The sequence below is a fragment of the Fructilactobacillus frigidiflavus genome (assembly GCF_044054575.1).
Lineage (GTDB): Bacteria > Bacillota > Bacilli > Lactobacillales > Lactobacillaceae > Fructilactobacillus > Fructilactobacillus frigidiflavus.
The window spans coordinates 852,729-877,389 of sequence record NZ_CP168716.1 but is presented as its reverse complement, the minus strand read 5'-3'; the positions used below and the strand labels follow the sequence as shown (position 1 = coordinate 877,389).

23 protein-coding genes and 3 tRNA genes are annotated in these 24,661 nt (G+C 34.1%); 8 read left to right on the top strand and 18 right to left on the bottom strand.

The features are described from left to right. Positions 1–15: 15 nt before the first annotated feature. On the bottom strand, positions 16–828 hold the full coding sequence (locus ACEPSS_RS04395) for a phosphopentomutase (protein WP_395317751.1): 813 nt from the start codon (positions 826–828) through the stop codon (positions 16–18). Positions 829–959: 131 nt separating this feature from the next. On the opposite strand from ACEPSS_RS04395, the gene ACEPSS_RS04390 reads away from it, so the two are divergent. Beyond that, the gene (locus ACEPSS_RS04390; RefSeq protein ID WP_395317749.1) at positions 960–1,589 is read left to right on the top strand and encodes an SGNH/GDSL hydrolase family protein; all 630 of its coding nucleotides are present in this window, start codon (positions 960–962) and stop codon (positions 1,587–1,589) included. Positions 1,590–1,641: 52 nt separating this feature from the next. Continuing rightward, positions 1,642–2,805, top strand: coding sequence for a serine hydrolase (locus ACEPSS_RS04385; protein ID WP_395317747.1), 1,164 nt, complete (start codon positions 1,642–1,644; stop codon positions 2,803–2,805). A 52-nt stretch (positions 2,806–2,857) separates the two neighbouring features. Here ACEPSS_RS04385 and pnuC read toward each other — a convergent pair whose 3' ends face one another. Next, positions 2,858–3,628: a nicotinamide riboside transporter PnuC gene (pnuC, locus tag ACEPSS_RS04380; protein ID WP_395317745.1), complete on the bottom strand. Its 771-nt coding sequence runs from the start codon at positions 3,626–3,628 to the stop codon at positions 2,858–2,860. A gap of 158 nt (positions 3,629–3,786) precedes the next feature. On the opposite strand from pnuC, the gene ACEPSS_RS04375 reads away from it, so the two are divergent. Then, positions 3,787–5,178: a DUF2252 domain-containing protein gene (locus ACEPSS_RS04375; protein ID WP_395317743.1), complete on the top strand. Its 1,392-nt coding sequence runs from the start codon at positions 3,787–3,789 to the stop codon at positions 5,176–5,178. After that, complete coding sequence (gene ppk1, locus ACEPSS_RS04370) at positions 5,165–7,288, top strand: polyphosphate kinase 1 (RefSeq protein WP_395317741.1); 2,124 nt, start codon at positions 5,165–5,167, stop codon at positions 7,286–7,288. The genes ACEPSS_RS04375 and ppk1 overlap by 14 nt, the downstream gene beginning before the upstream one ends. A 29-nt stretch (positions 7,289–7,317) precedes the next feature. Here the strand turns inward: ppk1 and ACEPSS_RS04365 are convergent, their stop codons facing one another. From ACEPSS_RS04365 to ACEPSS_RS04355, 3 genes are read right to left on the bottom strand one after another with little or no spacing between them, the layout of a single operon-like run. Beyond that, on the bottom strand, positions 7,318–7,908 hold the full coding sequence (locus ACEPSS_RS04365; RefSeq protein ID WP_395317740.1) for a hypothetical protein: 591 nt from the start codon (positions 7,906–7,908) through the stop codon (positions 7,318–7,320). A 15-nt stretch (positions 7,909–7,923) separates the two neighbouring features. Further along, positions 7,924–9,453 (bottom strand): ClC family H(+)/Cl(-) exchange transporter, encoded by a 1,530-nt coding sequence (locus tag ACEPSS_RS04360; RefSeq protein ID WP_395317738.1) that lies wholly within the window; start codon positions 9,451–9,453, stop codon positions 7,924–7,926. 55 nt (positions 9,454–9,508) lie between these two features. Next, a complete protein-coding gene (locus ACEPSS_RS04355; protein ID WP_395317736.1) occupies positions 9,509–9,721 on the bottom strand; it encodes a hypothetical protein in 213 nt (70 codons plus the stop codon). Positions 9,722–10,078: 357 nt separating this feature from the next. On the opposite strand from ACEPSS_RS04355, the gene ACEPSS_RS04350 reads away from it, so the two are divergent. From ACEPSS_RS04350 to ACEPSS_RS04335, 4 genes are all read left to right on the top strand, one after another. Continuing rightward, a tRNA-Asn gene (locus ACEPSS_RS04350) sits at positions 10,079–10,152 on the top strand. A gap of 31 nt (positions 10,153–10,183) precedes the next feature. Next, positions 10,184–10,257: transfer RNA gene (locus ACEPSS_RS04345), tRNA-Asn, on the top strand. 32 nt (positions 10,258–10,289) lie between these two features. Next, positions 10,290–10,363, top strand: a tRNA-Asn gene (locus ACEPSS_RS04340). 91 nt (positions 10,364–10,454) lie between these two features. Then, positions 10,455–11,285: a hypothetical protein gene (locus ACEPSS_RS04335; RefSeq protein ID WP_395317734.1), complete on the top strand. Its 831-nt coding sequence runs from the start codon at positions 10,455–10,457 to the stop codon at positions 11,283–11,285. Here ACEPSS_RS04335 and ACEPSS_RS04330 read toward each other — a convergent pair. The 13 genes from ACEPSS_RS04330 to ACEPSS_RS04270 all read right to left on the bottom strand — a co-directional run bounded on the left by ACEPSS_RS04330 (position 11,278) and on the right by ACEPSS_RS04270 (position 24,571). Beyond that, positions 11,278–11,529 carry a hypothetical protein gene (locus ACEPSS_RS04330; RefSeq protein ID WP_395317732.1) on the bottom strand — a complete coding sequence of 84 codons (252 nt, stop codon included), beginning with the start codon at positions 11,527–11,529 and terminating at the stop codon, positions 11,278–11,280. The two genes, ACEPSS_RS04335 and ACEPSS_RS04330, sit on opposite strands and share 8 nt — an antisense overlap. Positions 11,530–11,670: 141 nt before the next feature. Continuing rightward, positions 11,671–11,817, bottom strand: a complete 147-nt coding sequence (locus tag ACEPSS_RS04325) for a hypothetical protein (RefSeq protein ID WP_395317730.1) — start codon at positions 11,815–11,817, stop codon at positions 11,671–11,673. Beyond that, positions 11,818–12,420, bottom strand: a complete 603-nt coding sequence (locus tag ACEPSS_RS04320; protein WP_395317729.1) for a TetR/AcrR family transcriptional regulator — start codon at positions 12,418–12,420, stop codon at positions 11,818–11,820. Continuing rightward, positions 12,420–12,767, bottom strand: coding sequence for a YrdB family protein (locus ACEPSS_RS04315; RefSeq protein ID WP_395317728.1), 348 nt, complete (start codon positions 12,765–12,767; stop codon positions 12,420–12,422). Before ACEPSS_RS04315 ends, ACEPSS_RS04320 begins: the two co-directional genes overlap by 1 nt. A 135-nt stretch (positions 12,768–12,902) precedes the next feature. After that, complete coding sequence (locus ACEPSS_RS04310) at positions 12,903–13,733, bottom strand: energy-coupling factor transporter transmembrane component T family protein (RefSeq protein WP_395317726.1); 831 nt, start codon at positions 13,731–13,733, stop codon at positions 12,903–12,905. Beyond that, the gene (locus tag ACEPSS_RS04305) at positions 13,730–15,436 is read right to left on the bottom strand and encodes an ABC transporter ATP-binding protein (protein ID WP_395317724.1); all 1,707 of its coding nucleotides are present in this window, start codon (positions 15,434–15,436) and stop codon (positions 13,730–13,732) included. Before ACEPSS_RS04305 ends, ACEPSS_RS04310 begins: the two co-directional genes overlap by 4 nt. An 11-nt stretch (positions 15,437–15,447) precedes the next feature. Next, positions 15,448–15,996 carry an ECF-type riboflavin transporter substrate-binding protein gene (locus ACEPSS_RS04300; RefSeq protein WP_395317722.1) on the bottom strand — a complete coding sequence of 183 codons (549 nt, stop codon included), beginning with the start codon at positions 15,994–15,996 and terminating at the stop codon, positions 15,448–15,450. A 2-nt stretch (positions 15,997–15,998) separates the two neighbouring features. Further along, positions 15,999–16,853 (bottom strand): SAM hydrolase/SAM-dependent halogenase family protein, encoded by an 855-nt coding sequence (locus ACEPSS_RS04295; RefSeq protein ID WP_395317720.1) that lies wholly within the window; start codon positions 16,851–16,853, stop codon positions 15,999–16,001. 441 nt (positions 16,854–17,294) lie between these two features. After that, positions 17,295–18,854, bottom strand: a complete 1,560-nt coding sequence (locus tag ACEPSS_RS04290) for a reverse transcriptase domain-containing protein (protein WP_395317719.1) — start codon at positions 18,852–18,854, stop codon at positions 17,295–17,297. 497 nt (positions 18,855–19,351) lie between these two features. Then, a complete protein-coding gene (locus ACEPSS_RS04285) occupies positions 19,352–20,482 on the bottom strand; it encodes a helix-turn-helix domain-containing protein (protein ID WP_395317717.1) in 1,131 nt (376 codons plus the stop codon). 41 nt (positions 20,483–20,523) lie between these two features. Beyond that, positions 20,524–21,489 (bottom strand): DUF5986 family protein, encoded by a 966-nt coding sequence (locus ACEPSS_RS04280; protein WP_395317716.1) that lies wholly within the window; start codon positions 21,487–21,489, stop codon positions 20,524–20,526. A 256-nt stretch (positions 21,490–21,745) separates the two neighbouring features. Continuing rightward, positions 21,746–23,497 carry an AlwI family type II restriction endonuclease gene (locus tag ACEPSS_RS04275; RefSeq protein WP_395317714.1) on the bottom strand — a complete coding sequence of 584 codons (1,752 nt, stop codon included), beginning with the start codon at positions 23,495–23,497 and terminating at the stop codon, positions 21,746–21,748. An 18-nt stretch (positions 23,498–23,515) separates the two neighbouring features. Next, the gene (locus ACEPSS_RS04270; RefSeq protein WP_395317712.1) at positions 23,516–24,571 is read right to left on the bottom strand and encodes a DNA adenine methylase; all 1,056 of its coding nucleotides are present in this window, start codon (positions 24,569–24,571) and stop codon (positions 23,516–23,518) included. Positions 24,572–24,661: the final 90 nt, after the last annotated feature.

Below are 24,661 nucleotides of genomic sequence, written 5' to 3'. Positions count from 1 at the left end.
TAATCAATGCAATCGTTACTTCATACAGGGTAATAAGCTATGTTTGGGCGAGACAACTTGATCTTGCAAGCCCATGGCCGCTAACACGGTGGCCCCTACTTCACAAACATAAGGTTCATCAGTGAAGTGGTGACAAGTAGAAGCGTTATCATGAATCATGACTGGTAGAATCTTATAAGTGGAAAAACCGTCACGAGAACGATTATCCCCAATTCGACTAGAAACGACCATCAATAAGTCATCATCGCGCAAGTTATTCATTAGATTAGCCAAGTGATGATCAACGACGGCGAGTTCATCGCTAAAGCCGTCAAAATCATCCGCTTCCGCTAATTCTTGTAACTGAGGCAATTGGGTGTAGAAAAAGCCGGCATCATTTTTTTCCAGTTGGTGATCAAGTTCGGCAAAAGCTTCTTCATCGGTGCTAACTTGATAAATATCGCTTAGTTCTTGCGAAAAAAGATAACTAACAAACTTGGAAATAATGATGGAACGCGTTTGTTTGGCCGTTTCTTCAAAGACACTTGAAACCCGATAACTCAAAGAACAATCAAACATTTCCCGTAAGCCAGAACAGGGTTTGTTCACGATACATCTCGTTCTGGTCAAGCCATACGTCGCCGCAATCTGCGGATTAACCTCTTCATTGTCATTAAAAAAGACGTTAAAGAACCCCAGCTTATGCAAAGCCGGCAACGCAAAATCCGATGACTGGTTGAGCACATGGGTCAAAATGGTATCATTATCTGAATTGTGTTGGGCAGACTCGTTGTCAGATCGAAGACCTAAGGCAGCTAAATCTACTAAAATTACTCGCTTATAACTCACTTTAAACCCTCCAAAAAGTAATCATCTGTCTCAATTATAAATGATGATTTTAGTTGTCGCAATCATTCCTTAAGAATTTCTGAAAAATAAGTTAAAATAAACTTAAATAATACGTATAAAGGAGTTTTATCATGTCTAAAACCGAAAGTTTAATTATGTTAGGTGACTCAATCACGAACGGATTTGATGGCCACCACGATTTAGAAAAAAACGTTTCCTACTATCTAAAGCAGCTTAATCCTGCTTTACAAATTACCAATGCGGGTGTCAATGCCGGCACGATTGTCGGTCGATCTGAACGGGATTTAACCTTTCAAGTCGACACGCACGACTTTAGAAACTATCAATTAGCAACGATTTTTTACGGCACCAATGATTTTGCCCATCGCGCAGAAACCCTGGAAATCCTTGGTAGCATTTTACAAACGAACCTCACTCACATCAAACAGGAAAATCCGCAAATTAAAATTTTTGGGATTCTTCCAATTAATCGCTTTGATGGCAGCATGGATAATTATTCCGTATCCGGTTTAGCCCAATATTCGTTTGCTGAATTACTAAATAAGTTAACCGAAGTTTATCACGCTAATCAAATTCCCGTTTTAAATTGGCGAAAAATTGCTCCCAATTTACTGACGATTAATAATTACGCAGAAAAATTAGGCGATCAACGCCTTCACCCTAATTCACAAACCTATGCGGAAATGGCCACGGTACTTAATCAATTTCTTAAGGAAAACGCAGCAAATTCAGCAAATTAAGTCTGTTATAATAAAAGAATCAATCTGATTTAAAATAGGAGCTTTTTGCCTAATGAATTTTAATGAAAATCCATCCCCAAGGGGTCATTTTTTCCAACGACAACAAGCGCACAACCTGAAACAGCACCACCGAAAACGCCAGGCTAAGTTTTACGCGATCATCGGTTTAATCGCTTTATGCTTCGGCAGTTGTTTGCTACTGTGGGTCTGGTTAAGTCCCTACACTCCCCAAACTGTGCCCAACAAAAACGCTCAACCTTTACAACTTAATACAAAAGTTAAAAGTGCCATTGTCGTTGATGCCAAAACAGGCCAAATCGTCGCCGAAAAAAATGCTCAACAACTGGTTGGAATTGCCTCCCAAAGTAAGATGTTAACGGCTTATGAAACCCTAAAACAAATTCATGCGGGAAAATTACACTGGCATGATGAAATTACCATCAATCCCAAAACGGACTGGTCCGCCAAAGATGACCAGGTTTATGCGCATTTAAACATGCACGCGGGTCAAAAAGTGACGGTCCAATCCTTATTTGATGCAATGTACACGAATTCGGCCAATGATGCTGCATTAGCGCTGGCTGATTTCATCAAACCTGCCGAACTTTCCCAATACCAAGCCTTAAATTTATGGGCTCGAGAACTTAATTTGACTAAATCACAGTGGTATAACGCTGCTGGTCAGGAAAACAAAGACGCCTTTGCCTTTCAAGTTCCCACTGCAGCCCCCACCGCGGAAAATAAAGCCACCGTCTTACAGTTAGCTTTTTTAGCTCGTAAAAACTTACAGCTTAACCCTAACTTGCGTTCTTATTATCACCGCAATCGGTTAGTTTATTACACTAATCACCGACAACGCCACGTCAAGCAGACCGAGTATCATCGTTTAAAAACTAAGATTCTTCCCCAGTTACAAAATCCCCTCAACTTGCAGTTTGAAGGTCTTAAAAGTGGTTCCACCCCTAACTCTGGTGGTGCCTTTACTGGCCTAATGAAAGACCAACAAGGACACGAGTTCATTACCGTGGTCAGTGGTTCGGGAAGTTATACTAGTCAATTTAATCGCTATCAAAATACCATTGATATCGTCAACGACGTCTTACGAAACCAAACTCCAGTTTCTAATCAAGCCGGACTTAAGTTTCACCACTTCAAACAAATTTATCCCTCGAGTACGCAATCACCGGTCTGGGTGAATAAATTAAAAACATCATAAAAAGCACCTGGAAAATTGATTAATTTCAATTTTCCAAGTGCTTTATTTATTTTTATCGTTTTTCCCGTGCTTTGGCTTCAGAATACCACCACTTCATTCCCGTTAAACTGTTAGCAAAGAAAATCATGTAGGTAATAAAGAGCGCCGGACTAGCAGTCCCCTGCTTCATCGAAGCAAACCACAAACAAATTGCCGTTAGATTGCCTAAAATCCAAACAATGTATTGTTCTTTTTTCAAGTTCAATTCTAGTAACGATCCCGTTAAGGCTAACGCTAAGGTTAGTGAATCCCAAAACAAGTTCGCGTCGTTGGTAAGGGAGAAGATGGCATAGATAATCCCCCACGCAATCCCAAAAAAGATGAAATATTTAATCCATTCCGTCCAGGATTTAAACGACTCCGCATGGATATCATTTTCCCATTTTGGATCTAAAATACAGAATAAATCTAAGAAAATTGCATAAATCAATTGTTCCACAACGTTGGCCCAGTTATGCGCTAACGCAGCAGAGGCAATTATAAAAATGGCTGATAATAAGCCAGCCCAGCCATTAATCGCTGACCGGTTTGAAATTCCACAAACACAAAGGACAGCTAAATTAGAACCAAAGAAACCAAAAATAGTTGGCCAAACCATCCCTGGTAACCCAATCGTGGTGGCTAAAATGTAACATTGCAATAAAAAGTTAATTGCAACAATCGCGTAAGAAATCTTACTCCAGCCCTTTAACTGCTCTAACAACCACTTAAAGTACCCCTTGCGAAAAACATTGTGCGAATACGTGGGCAAGTTCGTCAAAACTCGCTTGTAACTATCAAACATCCGTATCTCTCCCTTACAAATTTAGGTCGGAAATTAGTTTCCGCCTTGTCCAAGACTTGCGTCTCTTTTTTTAAACACAAAATCCATTTTAGCACGACAAACCGACGGCATAAAGATTATAATTGGAGTTAGATACTAGGTTTTAGAAAGGACTAACTATGCACAAAAAAAATAGCATTCCCTACAAATTTGATCAAGTCGACATCATGTCCAAAGATTATAACGAGCTCATCAACGCGGGTAATCGGATTGGCCTTGATGCTACACTCGATAAAATTGCTGGTTTTGATGCCCAACAACGGGACATCAAAAAAATTATGAACGTCCGGAATTCTTTGCTTTACAAAAAATTGCTTCATTTAAAACGGGAACGGATGTCAAAATCCGACTTTGCCTTTTATCGGGGTACCGTCGATATCATGAACTACGATTTAGACAACCACTACGCCAGTGGGATTAAAGCCTTAATCGGGGGCGATGCTCATTTAGGTAACTTTGGTTACTACGGTTCAGCTGAAGCCCAACTTTTATTTGATATGAACGACTTCGATGAATCCCATGTCGGTCACTGGGAATACGACGTCAAACGTTTGTTAGTCAGTGCCCTCTTAGTGGCGAAACAACAAGGTTTTGACATTGAAAAAGACGTCAATCCCTACCTGGAAAAAGTCATGAATACCTACCTAAATTCTTTGGTGCACTTGATGAACTTATCTGCTACGAAACGCTTCATCATGCCCAATACTTTACCCAACATCGCTTCGACCTTTGATGCGATTCATGATGATCGCACGGAATTCAACGATTCTTACTTAAAACTAGTTAACAAAACGGTCCAAAAAGCCCTTCGGAGTAATTCTGATTATGCTGTCCAAAAATATACGGAAGTCAAAGACGGCAAACGCAGATTCATTGAAAATAGTCCCGTTACCAAACACGTGGGCGACAAAACTTACAGTCGTCTAACGAAAGGTTATGCCCACTATCTCAAACACACGCGCAGCGATGTTCACCAATTCTTAGCTAAATTTAGCATTGTGGATATCGTGCGTCATAGTGTTGGAGTGGGAAGTGTTGGAACGCTTTGTTACTTAATTTTATTAGAAGACCCAAACGGCAACTACATTGTGTTACAAGTTAAACAAGCCCTTCCCATCTACCAAAACGAAGAAATTTACACTGATAAGCATCGTTCTTCTGGAGAAGAAATTGTAGAATGTCAACGCATTTTGCAAAGTTCTTCTGATATCTTTTTAGGCTACTTTAACACCAAAAAATACAGTTTTTATGTCCGTCAATTCAAGGACATGAAGGGTTCCATTAAACTCGAAAAACTCGACTGGGCCGCTTTTTGTGATTACGTTTCGGTCTGCATGAGTCTCTTAGCGCGCGCACACAGCCAATCACAAACCTTCCCCATGATTATTGGTTACCTTCAAAGTCAACCTTGGATGAACAAGGCCTTCGTGGGCTTTGCGAATAACTACCTCAAACAAGTTGAAATTGATTACGCTACTTTTATTAAAGGAGAAAAAGATGGACACGACTAACCTTTATGAAGGAAAATGCTACAATCGCGATTTAAGTTGGCTCCTATTTAACCGCCGCGTCATCGACTTAGCCAACCAAAGTACTACACCATTTAACAACAAACTTGCCTTTTTAGCGATTGCCGCCAATAATCTGGACGAATTTTACAGCGTTCGAGTTCCTAGTTTACAAACGCAGGAATATCTAACTAAAGATGGCGTTGAAGCTAAATCGGGCGAACGTTATTCCAAAATTTTGAAACGTTTGCACAAACGCAACGAACAAAACTTTGAAATTCAATACAACTACTATGCTCAACTGGATAAACAACTGTTTGAAAATCGCTTTTGTAACCTCACCAGTTATCAAAATTTAGATAAAAACCAAACGGCAAAAGCCAATCAAATCTTTGATCAACGAATTCTGCCCTTTTTGAGTTTTACCACTTATGATGGCAACTATAATTTAGACTTTCTCAAGAATAAGCGGATGGCGCTGGGAGTATCAGTCAAAATTAAGGATAAACGCAAAATTAGAATTGTGCCGATTCCGACGGATTTTGATCGCTTAGTCAAAATTAAAGGTGACGCTGACTTAGACACCTACATTATGATTGAAGATTTGATTCGCAATAACTTATCAAACCTTTTTGATGACGGAAAAATCCAAGACATCGTGACTTTCCGGATCATCCGGGATCTCGATGCTTCCTTAGATGTCGAAAAAGACGACAACAACGCTGATACGATTAATAACCTGCGCCACTACTTAGCTGATCGGGAAAAAGGTCGGATTACGATGTTTGAAGTCGAAAAAACCACGGACTTGGACCCCAGCTTTGTTAAATCATTTATGAAGAATTTCAACATCAATAAACACAGCCTTTACATCGTTAACGGCCCCGTTGATTTAACCTTCCTCTTTAAAATTGTCAAACGCCTTGCGAAAGAGCATCCCAACCTCAGCTACCCTAAATTTAACCCAGCACAATGGGATGACCAACACTCGATGTTGGAATATTTAGACCAGCATGCCCTATTGTTACAATACCCTTATGATTCCTTTGATCAATTTTTACATTTTCTAAAAGCCGCGATTGCTGATCCCAAAACAGTTGCCATTAAACAAACCATTTATCGGGTTGCTCATCAATCTAAGGTCATCGAGTTATTGAAACAAGCCGCCCAAAAAGGTATCAAAGTGACCGTCATGATTGAACTTCGGGCTCGGTTTGACGAAGCGAACAATCTAAAAATTACCGGTGAACTCGAAGATGCGGGTTGTAACATTGTTTTTGGGAAAAAGTTCATGAAGGTGCACAGTAAAACTTGTTTAGTGTTAACTGATGATGGTCCCGAACCAAAAGGCTACGTGCAAATCGGAACCGGTAATTACAATGAATCAACTGCCCAACAATTCGTTGATTTAAGCCTCTTCTCAAGTGGTGCGAAATATGTAAAAGATTTAGCAGCCTTCTTCAATTACTTGGAACAACCAATTGTTGATCCACCAAAGTATGAAGTGTTAACCGCTTCTCCTCACCGAATTGAAGACATGGTAATTCAAAATATCCAACAAGTAAAAAAATACTACCAAGCAACTGGAAAAGGTCACGTCTTCCTAAAGGTTAATTCTTTAACCGATGTCGATGTGATTGCGGCCATTTACGATGCCGCTTCGGTAGGAGTCCCCTTCCGCCTAGTGGTGCGAGGTGCTTGTTGTTTAGAATTAGGCGTGTGTGGACCGAAAGAAAACATCGTGATTTCAAGTATTGTCGGCGAACTATTGGAACACAGTCGAATTTATGCCTTTTACGATGAAACAACTTCTTACTGGATTTCATCTGCTGATTTAATGACCCGAAACATGGATAACCGAGTTGAATTAGCGGCTCCAATCTTAGCCCCCGACCAAGTGGATCAAATCGAAAACATTATTAATGTTTATTCCCAAGACGACGTCGATGGTTTCTTCATGAATGATAAGGGAGAATACTTTAAGTACGAAAGTCCGAAAGGTAAATCAGCCCAACAAACTTTCATTCATGAGATTGGCAAATATAGTCCTGTCTTTCCACCTGAATCATTGTTTGAGAAAGTTACTAATCGTTTCAAGCAAATTTTTAAATAGTATTAAAAAAGAAGCCTAGTCCGTGTGGATTAGGCTTCTTTATTTTCGTTTAAAATTTGTTGTAACTCGGCAGTTGTCGTAGCTCCTAAGTTTACTAAGCGATTCAACTGGGGATTTAATTTTTCGACCAAATCTTTGGGTAAATAAGCCGCTAGATAGGGTTGATATTGCCAATTGGTTTTGCCTGGAACATGATTTTGAACGTACCAATCATTAACTTGTTGCGCTAAAATTTGAAAACCCGGAAAACCAAATTGCCGTTTCGTTTCGTAAGTAATCAACGCGTGTAAGATCAAATGCTCAATTAAATTACAATACACCAGCTGTTCCTTTAATTGATAAGCATAGGGATAACGATAGTGCATAATGAAACGCGGATTACTTAAGTTCAAGGCCTTGATTTCATCAATATGATGACAGTATAGCCCTTCCTTAATCCGACTAACCCCCTTAGCTTTCGTGAGTGTTTTATTAACCCCACTCAGAAATTTATCATAAGCGGCTTCAGTGAAATAATTGTGTTCAGCTGAACCATATTTTTCCAATAAAGTCGATACGGCTTCCGCATAGGTCATTTTTGATAAACGTACATACTCATCATATTTTTCCGTTACATCCATTGTTTTACCCTCCACTTAATAACTCGTGGTCAATTCCTTTAACTTTTTGGTAAGGTAGCCCACGTTATTTTTGTGAGCTAAAACGTAAAGCACGTCGCCCGGTTTAATTTTAGTTTTACCGCGCGGAATAATGGTTAAATTCCCCCGCTTAATGGTAATTAAAATTGATTCACCCGGCCACTTCACGTTTTTGACAAATTCATTAGCAAGTTGACTGTATTCATAAACTGGCATTTTCACTAAATCAGTAGGCTCATGGGAATCAAGGTAACGTTTAACCCGCGTCAAGCGTTCAGATAAAGCTTGATAAATTGGTTGACTGCCTAACCAATCAGATGATAAGTAAGCAATTAGAACCACGATTGCCAGTGACATAAAGTTATGCGTGCTCCCCACTAACTCCGTAATCAAAATAATCGAGGTAAATGGTGCTTTACTAACTGCCGTAAAGTAGCCCGCCATCCCAAAGACAATAAAGTTATTGAGATAAACGCTATCCAATAATCCAATTTGGTGCATTCCAGTGCCAAAGGCCGCCCCAATCAAAGCGCCAACTGCTAGAATTGGCATAAAAAATCCGCCTGGAAGTCCCGCGCCGTAGGAAATCAAGCCAAAGCCAATCCGTAAAAGTAGATAAAAGACGATTAATTGTAAAGGATAACTGTGCGTTGAAACCATCATAATCAGTTTGCTTCCTCCGCCAACGGAAGCTGGAAAGTACATGCCAATTGGAATAACTAACAAAATCGGAATCAAACAGTAAAAATACCACGGAATTAACCGAATTTTGGCATACCACAAGGGAAAATCTAATAAGCCCCGGTTATAGAAATAACCTAAAACCCCTAAAACTAAGCCAAACGGCAGCAATTTCCAATAATCCATCGGTTGAAAAACTTGTTTATAAAAAATGGGTAACACAGGGGTTAAGCCAAAAACGTTCAAGGAAACAAAATTGGCGGTCACGGCTCCAGTTAGTGCCGATAACCACACTGTCGGCTGAAAGTTACGGTAAATACCTTCCATGACAAAGAAAGTTCCGGCTAGCGGTGCGCTAAACGTGGCCGATAACCCAGCCGCAGCTCCTGTGGCAATCAAAAGCCGTCGATCAGAACCGTGTTGCTTAAACCCTTGGGCAACTCCTTGACCAACTGCTCCCCCTAATTGAATCGAAGGACCTTCACGCCCCATAAAAACTCCGGTTCCATCCGTCAAAACTCCGGCAACAAACTTCCGCCAGAGAACTGAGAACCAGTTCATTTCTAAGTTACCCGCTAATTGCGCTTCCACTTGGGGAATTCCCGATCCTCGAATGTTGGGATTCCCACGCATCAAAAGCCCAACGATAATGCCAAGGCCAATGAATAACGGAATGATTAACCATAAGAATATCAAATGATGATTAATCATGGCATAACCAGTTAAACTCCATTCAATTCCTTTTTCGATTAAAAACCGAAAGGCCGAGATAACTACCCCGGTTAAAATTCCAATTAAAGCACTAATTCCGACAAACTGAAGATTTTTTCTTTTTGAGTCCATCATTTCATCTCCAAAAAACTTAATACTTTAATTGTAGCAGTTTGAAAGCAAAAGGTAGTTATTTTTTCGGCTTACGATTGTGCCAAAGATCATAAACAATTATGACCACAATCACAAAAGAAACTAATACGTGAATTCCGCCAGCTAAATTACTACTGAGCCCAAAGTATTGCAGGAGATATTCATTTTTAAATGAATGAAGTGTACTAGAAATTAAACCGATAACGCAAATTGAAAAAGTAAAAATTAAAAAAATAAATTTTTTATTCATGCTAAATCTCCATTTCTCTAAATTAAAATCATTATACCAGACTTAAATCAGCCTCCGAAACCCAAACATTCCCTTCATTTTACTTAAATTATAAAAAAATTAGCTAAAATTAAAACTTTTTTCGCTAATTTTTAGGCCAATTTCACGATTTAAGTAACCAGATCACGGACAATTTTAGGCTAACCTACTTAAAACCATTCACGATTAACCAATTTAATCAAAAACACGAATATTTTATCACATCATTTGCTAATAAAACACGAAAGTGGAACGTTTAAAATTAAAATACGAAAATAGAGTTGCATAAACGAATATCAGATGATACTATAGTTCATGTACTCAAGTGAAACAAATCATTGCTGTGTAGTTCAGTTGGTAGAAACACCTGACTGTTAATCAGGATGTCGTTGGTTCGAGCCCAACCACAGCAGTTGATCATTAATTGATCAAAGTCACAAACATTGACGTGTAGTTCAGTTGGTAGAAACACCTGACTGTTAATCAGGATGTCGCTGGTTCGAGCCCAGCCACGTCAGTTAGCAACATGATTGCTAAGTAACAACATTCTTGCTGTGTAGTTCAGTTGGTAGAAACACCTGACTGTTAATCAGGATGTCGTTGGTTCGAGCCCAACCACAGCAGTTAGTAAAAGTCGTGAGTTCATTGAACTTGCGGCTTTTTTGTTAGCTTCGGAGTATAATATTCATATTCAAATACTTAAAAAGGATTGCTTATGTTTATCAATATCGGAATTAATATTTTCTACCTTTTCATCTTTTTAGCAGTTGTCCTGATTGGCTTACCCCTGCTTGACGGTCTCATTAGTTATTACTTAGCCCGTAATTTAAAGGGCTACATGGTTAATAACTTCAGCTTTAAATCACAATACTGGCTCGGTGGTTTAGGCGTTATTATTCATGAACTAGGTCACGCGGCTTTTGCCCTCATTTTCGGCCACAAAATTACCCAAATTAAATTATTAAACTTCCATCCAGAAGATGGAAGTTTAGGCAGTGTCGAGTCTAGTTATAACCCCCGCAGTTGGTACCAAACTTTGAGCAACTTTTTCATTGGTTTAGGCCCTCTCTTTAGTGGCTTGCTAGTCTGTTGGTTATTAGTTAAATTCCTGTGTCATCCAATTTACACAGCTATTCCAGTCGATGAAGTTAATCAACTAAGTCCCACCAACATCATTAATTTTATTGTGCAAATTACCACCACTTGGTTAGGAAACATCACAACTGCTTTTCTAAATGCTGGAATCGTTAACCAGCTCATTTTAATCATCTTAATTGGGATGATTAGTTCGACCGTCTTTAGTTTATCTAGTCAAGATTTACATTCTAGCTACACCGGCTTACCTAGTTTTTTCATGGTAATTACGGCCCTTAGTATTATCGGTGGTTTTTTAGAGAGCATCAGTCTTACTTTTCAACTAACCCTAAATCGTATCCTATTATTAATTGCCGCTTTATGGTTAATCTTACTGATCCTAATTTTCGTCTGCTTGTTACTTAGTTTAGTAGAAATGTGGTTAGGTAGTTTGCTTTTGCGGATTAGATAGAAAATTCCTTACCACAATTAGTTCCCCAATCGAATTCCTTTTGTTTTGGGAGCTTTACTTGATTACCAAATTTTTGCATTAATCGAGAAGTTCCATTTTTAACTAAAATGGCATTATTTTTATCATCATATGATAGTTGAACAATTTGATTTGCTGATTTATCAATCCCAAGCTTCTTTAATAAAGAACTTGGAATTAAAATAGCTTGCGATTTACCGTGTTTTATAATACTTGTTTTAATCATAAAAATTGCTCTCCTTTAAAAAACTATGTTAAAATATAATCAACAAAAAAGGAAGAGAAGTTGCAGCATCTCTTCCCGATTGCAAGTCAGTGTGATTAGGCCAATCTTTATGATTGGTCTTTTTTTATTGCCGTCTAATAATTATCTAGCTTTAAAAACTATATGCGCTAATTGAGAAATGGCAATGATAACGATGATTCCAACACATTTCCATATAATAGACTTAACCCCATAAATTATCCATAAAATCATCGCAACTACTTCACAACCGAAAATAAAATATTTCATTTAATAAGGTCCCCTCTTACTTAAAATTGAAAAATCAATAAAATCATTTACTGTTTTTTCAACACGTGGCATAAATTTATCTAAAGATTCATGTGATGTAACATAAGTCATAACAGTTCCATGTAAAAAGTAAAAGATTCCTCTGGTTAAACTTAAAGTTTCATCATCTTTAATGTCATTGGGTAAAATTTCTATAATTGATTCTTTGATTATCTTTAAAATTTTCACTCTAACAATATTTACCTGATGCTTGAAATCATCTTTATCAATCTTTTCTCCATTAAAAGTACTTAGCAGAGGATAAAATTGCTTCTGCTTAAGCCCAAATTTTACATATGATAAACAAATACTTTTAAATTTTTCAGAACTATCAGCAGCAGAATTATTTATCATGTTCAACTCCTCATATAATTTTTGTAATGGTTCATAAGCAATTTCATTAAACAATTCATCTTTATCTTTAAAATATAAATAAATGGTCGTATGCGAACAGTCTGACTTTTTTGCAATGTCTCGAACTGAAGTATTTTCAACTCCATTTTCAGAAAATAGTTCTTTGGCAGCTTTCAGTATTTTTGTTCTAGTTTCTTTGCTATTTTTCATTAGTGATTTTCTTCTTTTCCAATATAATTTGTAGGCAAAACATGTTCTAAAATGGTATTTATCAATGCAATTACTAAGTAAATAACTCCCATTTTTTGAGAGATACATACATAAGTTAATAATCCTGTACCACCGAAAATCACAAACTCACTAAAAATTCTGCCAATTTCATTTAATCGCTGATTTGATTTAGGAGCCATAAAGATCCACCAATAGATTACAATCAAAACTGGTGAAATTACTTCAATACTTAAAGAATGAAGATTAATTCCTGATTTTATGATTAAACAGATGGTAAATACTTCACAAAATAAAAATCGCACAACATCATTTAAATTTTTTATCATAATTTTCTCCCTAACTTAATTATTTTGCCAATATTATAACCACCGGTTAGTAACCAGTGGTTATAATATACATCTTCTTTAAAATAACTGCAACAAATACAAAAGCTCGCCTTCCAACGAAAGCGAGCTTTTTTGCTATTTAAATGGATTATAAAAACGACCGTCATTAACATTGAATAACCAAAGGGTTAAAACAAATAACAAAATGGCTACCCCGACAATTACATAATCACGACCACGAAATGGTAGTGAGGCATACCAAGTTCGTTTCTTTTTACTACCAAACCGGCGTAATTGCATGGCTGTACTAATCTTATCAATATTTTCAAAACTCGATAAAATTAGCGGAATTACAATGCTGATAATTCCTTTTAACCGAGTGCTTAACTTAGCTTTTTTGGAGAGTTCGACTCCCCGAGCTTGTTGAGCATCGGAAATATCCCAAAAGCTATGTTGAATATCAGGAATATAACGTAAAGTTAGCGAAACTGCATAACTAATTTTGTAGTTAATTCCCATACGATTCAAACTCGAAGCAAACAGACTGGGACTGGTCGTCATAATAAAAACTAACGCCAATGGCACGGTACAAACGTATTTCAACGCCACATTAAACAAATAGAAAATTTCTTGCGTCGTAACGGTAAAGTAGCCAGCATGTAATAAAATTGTCTGACTTCCATACAAATGAGCTCCGTAACTTGGTGAAAAAACAAAGACCATAATTACGTTTAAAATTGAGAAAAAGCCAATGAATTTCACTACAAAAGCAACTTGCCGCCACTTCAAACCCGACAAATGAAAAATAACTAAGGAAAGTAACGCAATGGCAAACAGAAAACGCGTATCAAAGGTTGTCATACAAGCAACTGAAACTAACAGGAAAAATAATAATTTAGCAGTCGCATTCAAATGATACAAAATGGTATTGCCAGGATGAAACCCAATAGTCTGATCATCATTCATTTATTTCCCTCCTTCTTCACGTGCTTGCGTTGCATAAATCGTTTCACTAACCGTTCGTCAGAAACGCCAACTTTTTCGGCTAGTTCCGCTAAACTAGTTTTGGCTAAATTAGCTGCTTTAATTAAATCATCATTCGCTAAAATCCCAAAAGGTGTCGTATCAGCTAATAATTTACCGTTACCAAACACCAACGAACGGTCCGTGTATTCCGTCATTAATTGCATATCATGCGTAATAATCGCAATTGTGATGCCTTGTTGATGTAACTCATCTAAGAAACTCATAATTGCCGTATAAGTTTCCCAGTCTTGTCCAGCTGTTGGTTCATCGAGAATCAATAATTTAGGATTCAAAACTAGGATGGACGCAATTGTCACCCGTTTTCGTTGCCCATAACTCAAAGCACTAATCGGCCAGTTCCGAAAGGGATATAGTCCACAAACTTTTAAAACCTGAGCGACTTTTTCATCAACCTTTTCATAATTTCGTAAACGTAAGCCCAAAGCAACTTCAGCAAAAACTGTCTTTTGCGAAATCATTTTATTAGGATCTTGCATTACAAAGCCAATTTTTTCGGCAATTTCTTTAATTGATTCGTCAGCTAAATCATGACCCTTCCAGTCAATTGTTCCAGTACCGCGTAAGAAACCACAAATCAATTTCATCATGGTTGACTTACCCGCTCCATTTTGTCCCACGACACTAACAAAGTCACCCTCATTAATGGTAAATGAAACATATTGCAATGGATTAGAATGATTAGCATTATATCGGAAACTAACATTTTTAACCGTTAAAAGTGGTTTGTCTGATAAATGAACTGGAGTCGTCTTTCCAGCTTCAACCCAAGCTCGGACTTTTTGTTGATCAGTTTCAGTTAACGCTAAGTCACTCAAATTATCAAGTTGTTCATACTGTTGTAAGTCAACTCCAGCAGCTTTTAAAACATCAATATACAAGGGTGGTTCAATTCCATTTTGTTCCAAAATATCAGAACGTAATAAGGGTGTGACAGCCGAATCACTAACGATTTGCCCTTCATTAAAAACCACTACTTGATCAACGGTTTGAGATAACACTTCCCCTAACCGATGTTCGATAATAATGACCGTGAACCCTAATTCTGCTTGCAGACGATTGACTAAAGCTAAAATCGCCAAACTAGATTGAGGATCAAGATTAGCTAAAGGCTCATCTAAAAGTAAAATGGGAGCATTATTCACCAACACTCCTGCTAAGGAAACCTTTTGTTTTTGACCGCCAGATAAAGCTTGCGGTGCATTACTTAAAATGTCAGTAATATTTAATTTCTCAGCCCATTCTGCTACAATTTTGTGCATTTTAGTTTGAGGGACTTCATCATTTTCCAACGCAAACGCAATATCTTCCGCAGCCGTTAATCCCGTAAACTGACTATCAGGATCTTGTAACACCGTGGAAACCGAAAATGAAAGTTCAAATAACTCAGTTTTACCAACTGGATGACCAGCAACGGTCGCACTACCGGTAATTTCTCCAGCATCAACATTGGGAATTAACCCATTAATGCACTTGGCAAGCGTTGACTTACCACTTCCAGAAGGACCCACAATTAAGACTTTTTGACCAGGCTGAATCTGTAAGTTCAGGTGCTGTAGACTGGGTTCAACTTGACTATTATATTTAAAGGAAAAATCATTAAATGAAATAATTGGTTCCGTCATCGTCGCCCGTCCTATTCTTTGTGTAAACTATCTTTTTTAACTCGTGTAGCCGCATAGGCTTTAATCAAAATTGTTCCTAAAATAGCGACAGAAATACTGTCTAAAGTAGCTGAAAGAATACCTTGAAAGTAAACTTTGTTGGCTGGTTCACTGTAAATTAAAATATCTAAAGTTGGGGCAATCAATGCCCAAATTACAAAGTTCGCAATCACTTGAATTACGTTAAAACTAAGAATACTCTTGAATCCAAAAATTCCTTCGTTAACTTTGAACTTCTTCCCGGCTAACCCAATTACTAATCCAAATAGTGCGGAACAAATTACCCAGCTCCACCAAGGGTTACCAAACATTAAGAAGTCATTTAAAGCATGACCGATAAACCCAACGGAAAACCCAACGACGGGTCCGTAAATTAAAGCAAATAATGCTAAGAAAGCATAGGTGGTAGCTAAGTTAGTATTGGGAAATCCCGTGGGAATTGAAGCAAAGCGGTCTAAAACCACAAAGATTGCTGAACCAATTCCAATCGCAACCACGTTTTTAACTGATAAATTTTTCATGTCTATTCTCCTTTTACTTTTCGTAAATCAACTTTCCAATCGTTTCCAATTCCCAAATCAAAAGTATCCGCAAATGATTGTTGATTTAGTGCTAACCCAACGTTTACTAATGAATTAATGTAAATTAGGGGTTCACCAAAGGCAACATCAGCGAAAGTCTTTACGAATTTAATGTTCTTTTCAAAGACCGCTGTTCCCCGATGAGAAATTACAACGTTAAAGACATCACCGTATTGCACATCATCATTTTCAAAGAAACTGAACGGAATGTTCGTCCAAACTGATCCGTAACGAATATCTAGAACATCAATATTTCCAGAAACTTCATCGCCCAGATTAACGGGTGGAAAAACGTTTAACTTGCGAATCTCATCAGCATCAAGTTCCTTTTTAAAGTGGTCAAAATTCGCATTATCGGTCGCTAATTGAGCACCGTTATAAACGTAAACATCCCGACCGTGGAAAGTATTACTCTTTTCGGAACCAGGTAAACGATCGGTGGTTTCATCAATTTCTTTGACACTTTCAATTCCAATATTTTCCGCGATATGAGTAATCGTGCCATTATCAGGAGTAATAATGTATTGTCCAGTTTTTGTCTTCACGGCAATACTCTTTCTGTTGCTCCCTACTCCAGGATCAACAACGGAAACAAAGACCGTTCCAGCAGGCCAATACTTAACCGTTTGATAAAGACGATAAGAGGCCGTCCAAATGTCGTATTGGGGAATATTGTGCGTTAAATCATAAATATCTAAATCAGGGTTAATCGTCTTTGCCACACCATACATGGCACTAACTGCCCCATCATCTAAACCAAAATCAGTTTGTAAAACTAAAGAATGCTTTGCTACCATCGTAAATCCCTCTTTCTTTTCTAAGATACGTTAATTATACGGTTAAATCTTAACTATAACAACATTCAAAGGTAAGTAGTTCGCTTTATACTAAATAAAAGTCATAAAAAAACAGCCGCCCTCGATAAAAGGACGACTGCGCGTGTTACCACCTTAATTTGTGTACTTCTCGCAAAATACACCTCAGCAAGTTACTCAAAACTCAGAATAACTTTGTATTAGTAACGAATACAAACCCGTTACTAGCTAAGATAAACTCGTTCGCTAGTAAGACCAATAAAAGCCCATCTTCGAAATCACGACTTCATTCCTTCACACCACCCAGAAACTCGCTTACAAGTCAGTGAAATCTACTCAACTTTCGGTCATATTTGATTGTTTATTATGATATAGGTGAATTAAGGAGTTGTCAATGACGATTTTAAACAATGTATAAAAAATTTATTTATATTTGCTTACCAATTCATCTGTTTTTCTAGCTTCTTTTTCTTTATCATAATGATATTCTCGCTGTATTTTAACAACTTTTTGTTTTATTCGTCTCTCTATGTCAACATTATAAATATCATTACAACCGTCTATTTTTTGTTCAAATATTTCTTGTGCTCTATGTGCATACCACATCATATTCTGTTTCATTAGTGGACTATCGATCAAAAACATTTTTGTAAATGATTTTTTCCCAGTTATTTCCCACCTGTTATCAAAAGCAATAGATTCAACCTCAAATTCATGACTTATATAATTTTTGATACTTTCATCCGCATCTGGAAATCTTATTTTCAAATATTTCCCTTTAATTTCACTATCTTGCTTACACAATTTATATACTCTTCTTTCGTTATATTTACGTGCCATCGATTTTGCCCTTTTTTTACCCCTATACCAAAAGCGATACGTTGTTCCACTTCGTAAATAAACTTTACTACCATTAAAGGAAAATCCAAGATAACTAAATACTTTATTTTTATTATTTTCATCCAAAATTTTTCCATCTGAAAATTGTAACAATTTAGTCTTTTCTTTCTTTATTTTCAAATAAAGAGTTTTTTTACTTTTTTGTATTATTTCATTTTTCAAATTTTGAATTTTATCATAGTCAGTAATACTAACTTTAGGTATAACAAACACAAAATCATCTGAATACCTTTGATATAATCCACTATATTTTTTTGATAATTCACTAGCCCATTCATCAAATTCAATCATATATATATTAGCTAAAACTGCACTTAATGAAGTTCCCTGTGGAATTCCTTTATAATTTTTTTTGACTTTTAATTTCTTATCATGGATTAACTGGTCTAATTGTTTTCTACCATACCTAAGTGGTAGACCATTCTTATTTATACAAGTCTGTCTAACATTTTTTTCATCAACAAATCTAAACTTAGTAATTTGTTTAAAAACAGTATTCCATTCATTGTTTAAATTTTTATCACCATTTACAAAGGAAAGTACTTCATTATAATTTTTATTTAACAAATAGTGGTTTAAATTATCAAAAAAAGAAGAAAAATCACCTTTAATAATCCAACAATCTCTATTTGTCCAAACAAAATCAATGACTCGTTTTGCCCCATTAATATTTGAATTGTTTTTCCTATAAGCAACTACAGAATCAGAATATTCTTTATCTTTAAGATATTCTTCATAACATTCAGAAAGAACTCTGCCATAAAACAAATATATCAAAGCATCCTTATGCGAAGTTAGAGAAATATTTCTATTCTTCTTTTTAAGATGTCGCCAAATTTCATTCCTTTCGTTTCTATCAGTAACATATCTTGTATTACTAATAACAACTCTTATTAATGGTGTAAATCCAAAATGTTTTATAAAACTATCTCCATTTTTGTATATTTTTACTAAATTTCTAGAAAAAGAATTTTCAGTAAGTGGGTAATCAAAATGTTTATATTTTTTTAATTTGGGAATATTATTTTTTAAATCTTCATATACATTTTTCCTTATTTTTTGTAATTTATTTTCATTAGTCATAAAATAATTTTTCTCCAAAAGAAAAGCAACTATAGCCACCAATCAACGAAACTTTGAATTGGACCATAGTTGCAATAGCGATCAAAATTGAACAATAATTCATTCAATATTTTAGGGACGATCAAAAGTATAGTATTAAACTGTTTCAACAAATTTAATTAATATTAGAAAGGAGCTATTAATGCAAATAATTAACATCATAGTACATCTCGTAGAATTATTACTTGAACAAGTTATAGGTCAATATTACAGGCCAAATTATTCAGAGTATTCTTACGAAATCAAATCATTAACATCACAAATTATGTTAGTAATGTTCTTGACTTACTTTACTAATCGTGGTATAAAAAACCGTCAAATCCAACCCCATCAGACTTGATAAATAAATTATAGCATCTTTAAATTCAAATTTAAATTAGATACACGTTTATAATAATTAAATTGTTTTTATAGTAATACAATGTTTTATTTTAAACAATTGAATACCTTGTTAAAAATTATTTAATCTTTAAATGTATTGGTTTTGACCTAAAGTTACTAATATCTATTCCAATAATTTCAGATAAAATTTCATTAGGATAATAAAAACCATATTCATGGTCAATATTCGTCCCTAAACTAACCGGATCAAGCAAATCATTATCTTTAAGCAAAATAAAAGCTTGTTTTAAAAGTTCTGGTTTCATTAGTGATTTATTATTATCAAATGGCTCTGATTTTCTCCATCTTTTATAACTTATCTTTTTTTGCAATTTAACATATTCGTTAGCATTAATTATTGATAAGTCTCGTGCTCTATGGATCATAGAACCACCAGATACATTCCATTTGTACTTTAATTTAGACATGTAGAATTCCAAATTAGATTTGTTATGAATAATGTCATTTTTAAATGACTTTTCAGGCAATAAAAAATTAGAAGCAAAGTCATCTGCTTCTTTTTCTATTTTTCTATAACTAATTGGATCAACATCATTAACATCCACAGTTAAAGAATGTAAAACGAAATGCCCTAATTCATGAGCTAAACTAAATTGTTCTCTATAAAATGATGTATTAGTCGGATCAAGTATTACAATATAATAGTTATTACCTTTAACACTAACAAAGCCACCTTGTGCATCAACTTTTTCGGACTTTGAATCAATTAAAGTTACTACTATTCCATGAGATTCTAATAGAGTAAGCATATTTGAAATTGGTTTATCCCCTAAATTCCATTTATCTCTTAAATACCTAGCCGCAAGTCTAGGAGAAGAAATATCAATATCTATTTTCTCTAACTTCGGAAAATCAACATATTTTGCAAAATAATCTTCTATAATACCTGTCGCTTTTTTTAATGTTTCCGTTGGTCTCTTTTCAGACTTACTTGCACTTAATCTACTTCTATAAAAAGTTCCTTCGTCTTTATAATTAGAGATATCTTCATTTGTAAAATATCTAAGTGGAAACTTTAATTCTTTAACAATATTTTTAAAAACATCTAAACTTGGCTGTGAAATATTTCTTTCATATTTAGAAACCATTTGCTTTGAAATACCAAGCTTTTCAGATAATTGGGTAATTGTTAATCTTCTAAATTGGCGTGCTTCTCGAATTCTACTTCCATTAATTTTGAAATCCAAATTCAACCCTTCTTTCTATGAAAAACTACACCATAATACATCTATTTATTATCGGATTCATCTTCTGGCTTTTTAATTTTAACATTTCTTTTTTTAATATCCTTTGTTTCTTTTTTTACCTTTACGTCTTCAATATTTTTTATTTTATCATCATTTTTTGTTTCTTCATCAGCCTTTATGTCTTTAATGTTTTTTATTTTATCATCATTTTTTGTTTCTTCATCAGCCTTTATGTCTTTAATGTTTTTTATTTTATCATCATTTTTTGTTTCTTCATCAGCCTTTATGTCTTCAATGTTTTTTATTTTATCATCATTTTTTGTTTCTTCGTTAATATCTTTTTTAAGAGTAACCATTTGATTGTTGGAAACGTTAATACTACTATTACTAATTCTTTCCGGTTCATCACTATCATGATGATTAAATAAGCTTGTAATATCTTGATTATCAACAAGACTAAAATCACTATCATATAAGTTTAATTCTGCATGAACTACTTCTTCATTGAAATAAGCTACAGATAAAAATTCTACTTTTTTAACATCTTCATAACTATCCCTCAAAAGTTCACGACATATTTTAGATCTAGAATTGTTTGGAACATAATCGTTTTCATCAAAAATAGATAATTGAAAACTTTCTACCGAATGAGAATTTATTCCCAACAACATAAATGAATAATGAGTAGATAAACCCTTTTTTTGAACATTCAAAACGTTTTTAGCTAAATTTGTTTCATTAAATAATACATATAAAATACCTGTTTTTTTGCTTAAAACACAGTAAATATCGTAACCAAAACCTCTCTCAAACTTAATAATTCTAACATCATTATCATTTGAAAAAGCATGAGATATCATTTCGTTTCTTCTTGACCAAACACATTGAGAAATTCCATTAGTACTACTTGATGAAATACCGACTCTGTAATCTGGAAGTAAATCTTTTACAGTTGTTTCCATAATAGGTACTAGTTTTTTGATTAAATCTTTGTCTTCAATGTCCATCTGGGTTACCTCTTTCAATTTGTTTTAATGTAACAATAACATCTCGGTTGACAAAATTCAATCAAATTCTAATAAAGTTGTTAATATTTATAAAAAACACAAAAAAGTTGTCATAATTACTTTTAATTCCAATTTGAAATGTTTATAAGATAAATTGACTTGTATAAAAAAAAAAAAATAAAGAGGACCTAATTGTCCTCAAATACTAAAAACTAAAATTTTTAATCTAAACTTAAAATAAGTAAATAACATAAACTTATGATACAAATTCTTTTTTCCACTTATATAATATTTCATCCATTGATTCTTTCCAATCATTGAAATTATTAATATCAGCAACAATTTCTGATTGCTTTTTAAATAAGTGTATTAAATCAGAAATATTAACATTATTATCATAGGAAAAATTAACAATATCAATAAATTGTTCTATTTCAATAGGAACAACGGGAACCGGCTCACCAGACCAACTATCTTTATTTAGCATAAAAAATAACCATTCTGATCTAAAAGAAGTTTTTTTTGATAAAAATAATGCCATAACATTTTTATCTTCATTCTTTTCTTTTTTTCTAAAAACGTGTTCTGCAACACTAGATCCTTCATGCTCCCATTGTTGGGCACCACTCATAAGCGAAACTTCTGGGAGAAGTATATCATTAGCATTGTATACCTCCATATCAGGAGTATTTCCAACACCTTTAGCATAACTTCTTGGTGTTAAATCTTCATTTAATTTCCCATTATACTTAACATCATCTGGCTTACATGCTAGAGAAGCAAAAAATTTCCATGTATTTGCCTCTAACCATAAAGCTGCCATATCAGTACTATCATCGTTAATCATTTCATATCTTTCAATTATCTCGTCTCGACTACTTTTTTCTTTACTTGAAACTTCAACAAAATGATCAATAGCAAAGTTCTCAAGAATCTCATCAATCTTCTTCTCAATAATTTTCAATTTAGATATAGTAAAAGAATATTTTCCAATTTCATCTAAAGAATATTCAGCATTTAACTTATCATAAGCTGATGGTTTAAGACTTTTTATTCTTAATGATTTGTTTTTTAATATTTTTTCCATCCCACTTAAATTTAACCAAGGAAGTATTATATTATCACTATCGCCAAACCAGTCCATTTGATCAATGCTATCTTTTGTTTCATCTGGAACTTTAACATTTAAGTCGAGAAGCATATTTATTTTTTCTTGTTCTATTTCTTTAACTCTTATTTTAGATGCTTCACCACGACCACTATCAATGAACAAACCAGTAAATATTAAAGATCTAAAAAAAGCATCGGTATAGTCAGAATAATAAGTTGAAGGATTATTTTTTATTTTCCCAAAATATTTATTCCAAGAACTTATCCAGTTACTAATGGTCTCACTCTTTTTATTCTTATTTTTTTCATGATTATACTTGTTTCTAAAATCTGATATTACATTTTCTAAATTAGAAACATCATCCATGTTACTAACACCAAAAATAAAACCTACTTCCCATCTATTTAAATAATGAAACTTACTAAGCATCTTTAAAAAAAGCTGAAAAATATAAACTCCACCATTATCAAAAGCAGTGTACATTTTTAACATTTGAGCTATCAATTGATTCCCATCAAAGTTATCACTTAGTACCATTCCACCAGTAGGTGTAATTTTAATTATCCCATTTTCAATAAAAGCTAATCCAAATTCTCTAAAAGTGGCCATCTTTTGTCTAGAATTAGATTCTGGCTCTTTTGTCCAATCATTACGTCCTAAAATAAAATCAATCTTACCAATTTCTTCTACTTTATGTTTAGTGAAATTATCATCGTCTCCACCTGAATTTGCAATATTGATTAAAAACTGCCTTCTTATTGGATGTACTGATGTACCCATATTTGAAAGTTCATCTAATTTTTTATTCCAATTATCATTTTCTAGTGGACCAAGACTTTTAAACCAATATAGTGTTTTTATTATAGACCTAGGTGCCGTTCTCCATTTTAAAGTCATTATTTAATCCTCATAATTTTAATAATTCATAATAACAAGATGATTTACTTTCTTATTATTTCTATTTTTAAAATTTACCGAATAGTTGTTTTTATAATCGACATATCTAAATTTATCTATTGGATAAAGACTTCTAATTAATTCAGAATCTTTAATTACAATCATCCACTTGACGTGTAAGTTTGACAATAGATTAGCTAATCTAATTTGTTCATTTTTATCAAATTTATTATTATCATATGTGGAAAATTCTGTATCATATGGTGGATCCAAAAAAATAAAATCATTTTCAGAAAATGATAACTTATTAATAAACTTTTCAAAATCATAATTATAAATTTTTGTTTTAATTATTTTATCTTTTAAAAAATCACTATTATAAAAAGTCTCATGGGAACAAAAATCTTTTTTATTATATGTCTCTCCACCATATGGAACGTTAAATTTACCACTCTTACTAAATCTAAACATAGATGAATAACAAAATTCTCTAATATAAAGATAAGCAGATGCTCTCATTTGATTATTTTCAAAAGAAGCTTCATTATATAATTTTCTGACAGAATTATAATAAGAAGCATATAAAGAAGTTTGCATTATCTTAATCAAATCCTCAGAAATAATTATATCATTCTTTTTTATATAATTTTCTTTTCTACCAACATACTTTGGATATTCATTTTTAAATTCTTGTTTAATTCCGTCAAAATTAAACTTTATTTTATTAGCAAATTCTTTAACTACTTCAATTATTTCATTCAAATTTTTTGAATTTTTAATCTTTTTAATAATATTTTCATCAAACTTTATTGAATTTAAATCTGTATCTAATTTATTTAAATATAAATCTAATAATTTCTCATTATACTTAATTGAATTATATAAATTAATTAAGTCTTTAGAGAAATCATTAATAATATATTTTTTTGCACTACTTCCAATCCATACGGAACCTCCACCAACAAATGGATCAACAAGTGTATCAATACGCGATGGAAATAAATATTCGAATTTATTAAGTTCTCTCGCTTTTCCACCAGGGTATTTTAAAATACTATTTCTAATTTTATCCAATTTTTTCCAACTTTCTAATTATTTACTAACAACTAATTATCTTTATAAGTAACTGTCAATTGTAATAATATACGTATAATTAATAAAAAA

What these genes read in the sequence shown, in the direction of transcription:
- ACEPSS_RS04390 (WP_395317749.1), top strand. Translation starts at nt 960, where the DNA reads ATGTCTAAAACCGAAAGTTTAATTATGTTAGGTGACTCAATCACGAAC.
- ACEPSS_RS04385 (WP_395317747.1), top strand. Translation starts at nt 1,642, where the DNA reads ATGAATTTTAATGAAAATCCATCCCCAAGGGGTCATTTTTTCCAACGA.
- pnuC (WP_395317745.1), bottom strand. Translation starts at nt 3,628, where the DNA reads ATGTTTGATAGTTACAAGCGAGTTTTGACGAACTTGCCCACGTATTCG.
- ACEPSS_RS04375 (WP_395317743.1), top strand. Translation starts at nt 3,787, where the DNA reads ATGCACAAAAAAAATAGCATTCCCTACAAATTTGATCAAGTCGACATC.
- ppk1 (WP_395317741.1), top strand. Translation starts at nt 5,165, where the DNA reads ATGGACACGACTAACCTTTATGAAGGAAAATGCTACAATCGCGATTTA.
- ACEPSS_RS04365 (WP_395317740.1), bottom strand. Translation starts at nt 7,908, where the DNA reads ATGGATGTAACGGAAAAATATGATGAGTATGTACGTTTATCAAAAATG.
- ACEPSS_RS04360 (WP_395317738.1), bottom strand. Translation starts at nt 9,453, where the DNA reads ATGATGGACTCAAAAAGAAAAAATCTTCAGTTTGTCGGAATTAGTGCT.
- ACEPSS_RS04355 (WP_395317736.1), bottom strand. Translation starts at nt 9,721, where the DNA reads ATGAATAAAAAATTTATTTTTTTAATTTTTACTTTTTCAATTTGCGTT.
- ACEPSS_RS04335 (WP_395317734.1), top strand. Translation starts at nt 10,455, where the DNA reads ATGTTTATCAATATCGGAATTAATATTTTCTACCTTTTCATCTTTTTA.
- ACEPSS_RS04330 (WP_395317732.1), bottom strand. Translation starts at nt 11,529, where the DNA reads ATGATTAAAACAAGTATTATAAAACACGGTAAATCGCAAGCTATTTTA.
- ACEPSS_RS04325 (WP_395317730.1), bottom strand. Translation starts at nt 11,817, where the DNA reads ATGAAATATTTTATTTTCGGTTGTGAAGTAGTTGCGATGATTTTATGG.
- ACEPSS_RS04320 (WP_395317729.1), bottom strand. Translation starts at nt 12,420, where the DNA reads ATGAAAAATAGCAAAGAAACTAGAACAAAAATACTGAAAGCTGCCAAA.
- ACEPSS_RS04315 (WP_395317728.1), bottom strand. Translation starts at nt 12,767, where the DNA reads ATGATAAAAAATTTAAATGATGTTGTGCGATTTTTATTTTGTGAAGTA.
- ACEPSS_RS04310 (WP_395317726.1), bottom strand. Translation starts at nt 13,733, where the DNA reads ATGAATGATGATCAGACTATTGGGTTTCATCCTGGCAATACCATTTTG.
- ACEPSS_RS04305 (WP_395317724.1), bottom strand. Translation starts at nt 15,436, where the DNA reads ATGACGGAACCAATTATTTCATTTAATGATTTTTCCTTTAAATATAAT.
- ACEPSS_RS04300 (WP_395317722.1), bottom strand. Translation starts at nt 15,996, where the DNA reads ATGAAAAATTTATCAGTTAAAAACGTGGTTGCGATTGGAATTGGTTCA.
- ACEPSS_RS04295 (WP_395317720.1), bottom strand. Translation starts at nt 16,853, where the DNA reads ATGGTAGCAAAGCATTCTTTAGTTTTACAAACTGATTTTGGTTTAGAT.
- ACEPSS_RS04290 (WP_395317719.1), bottom strand. Translation starts at nt 18,854, where the DNA reads ATGACTAATGAAAATAAATTACAAAAAATAAGGAAAAATGTATATGAA.
- ACEPSS_RS04280 (WP_395317716.1), bottom strand. Translation starts at nt 21,489, where the DNA reads ATGGACATTGAAGACAAAGATTTAATCAAAAAACTAGTACCTATTATG.
- ACEPSS_RS04275 (WP_395317714.1), bottom strand. Translation starts at nt 23,497, where the DNA reads ATGACTTTAAAATGGAGAACGGCACCTAGGTCTATAATAAAAACACTA.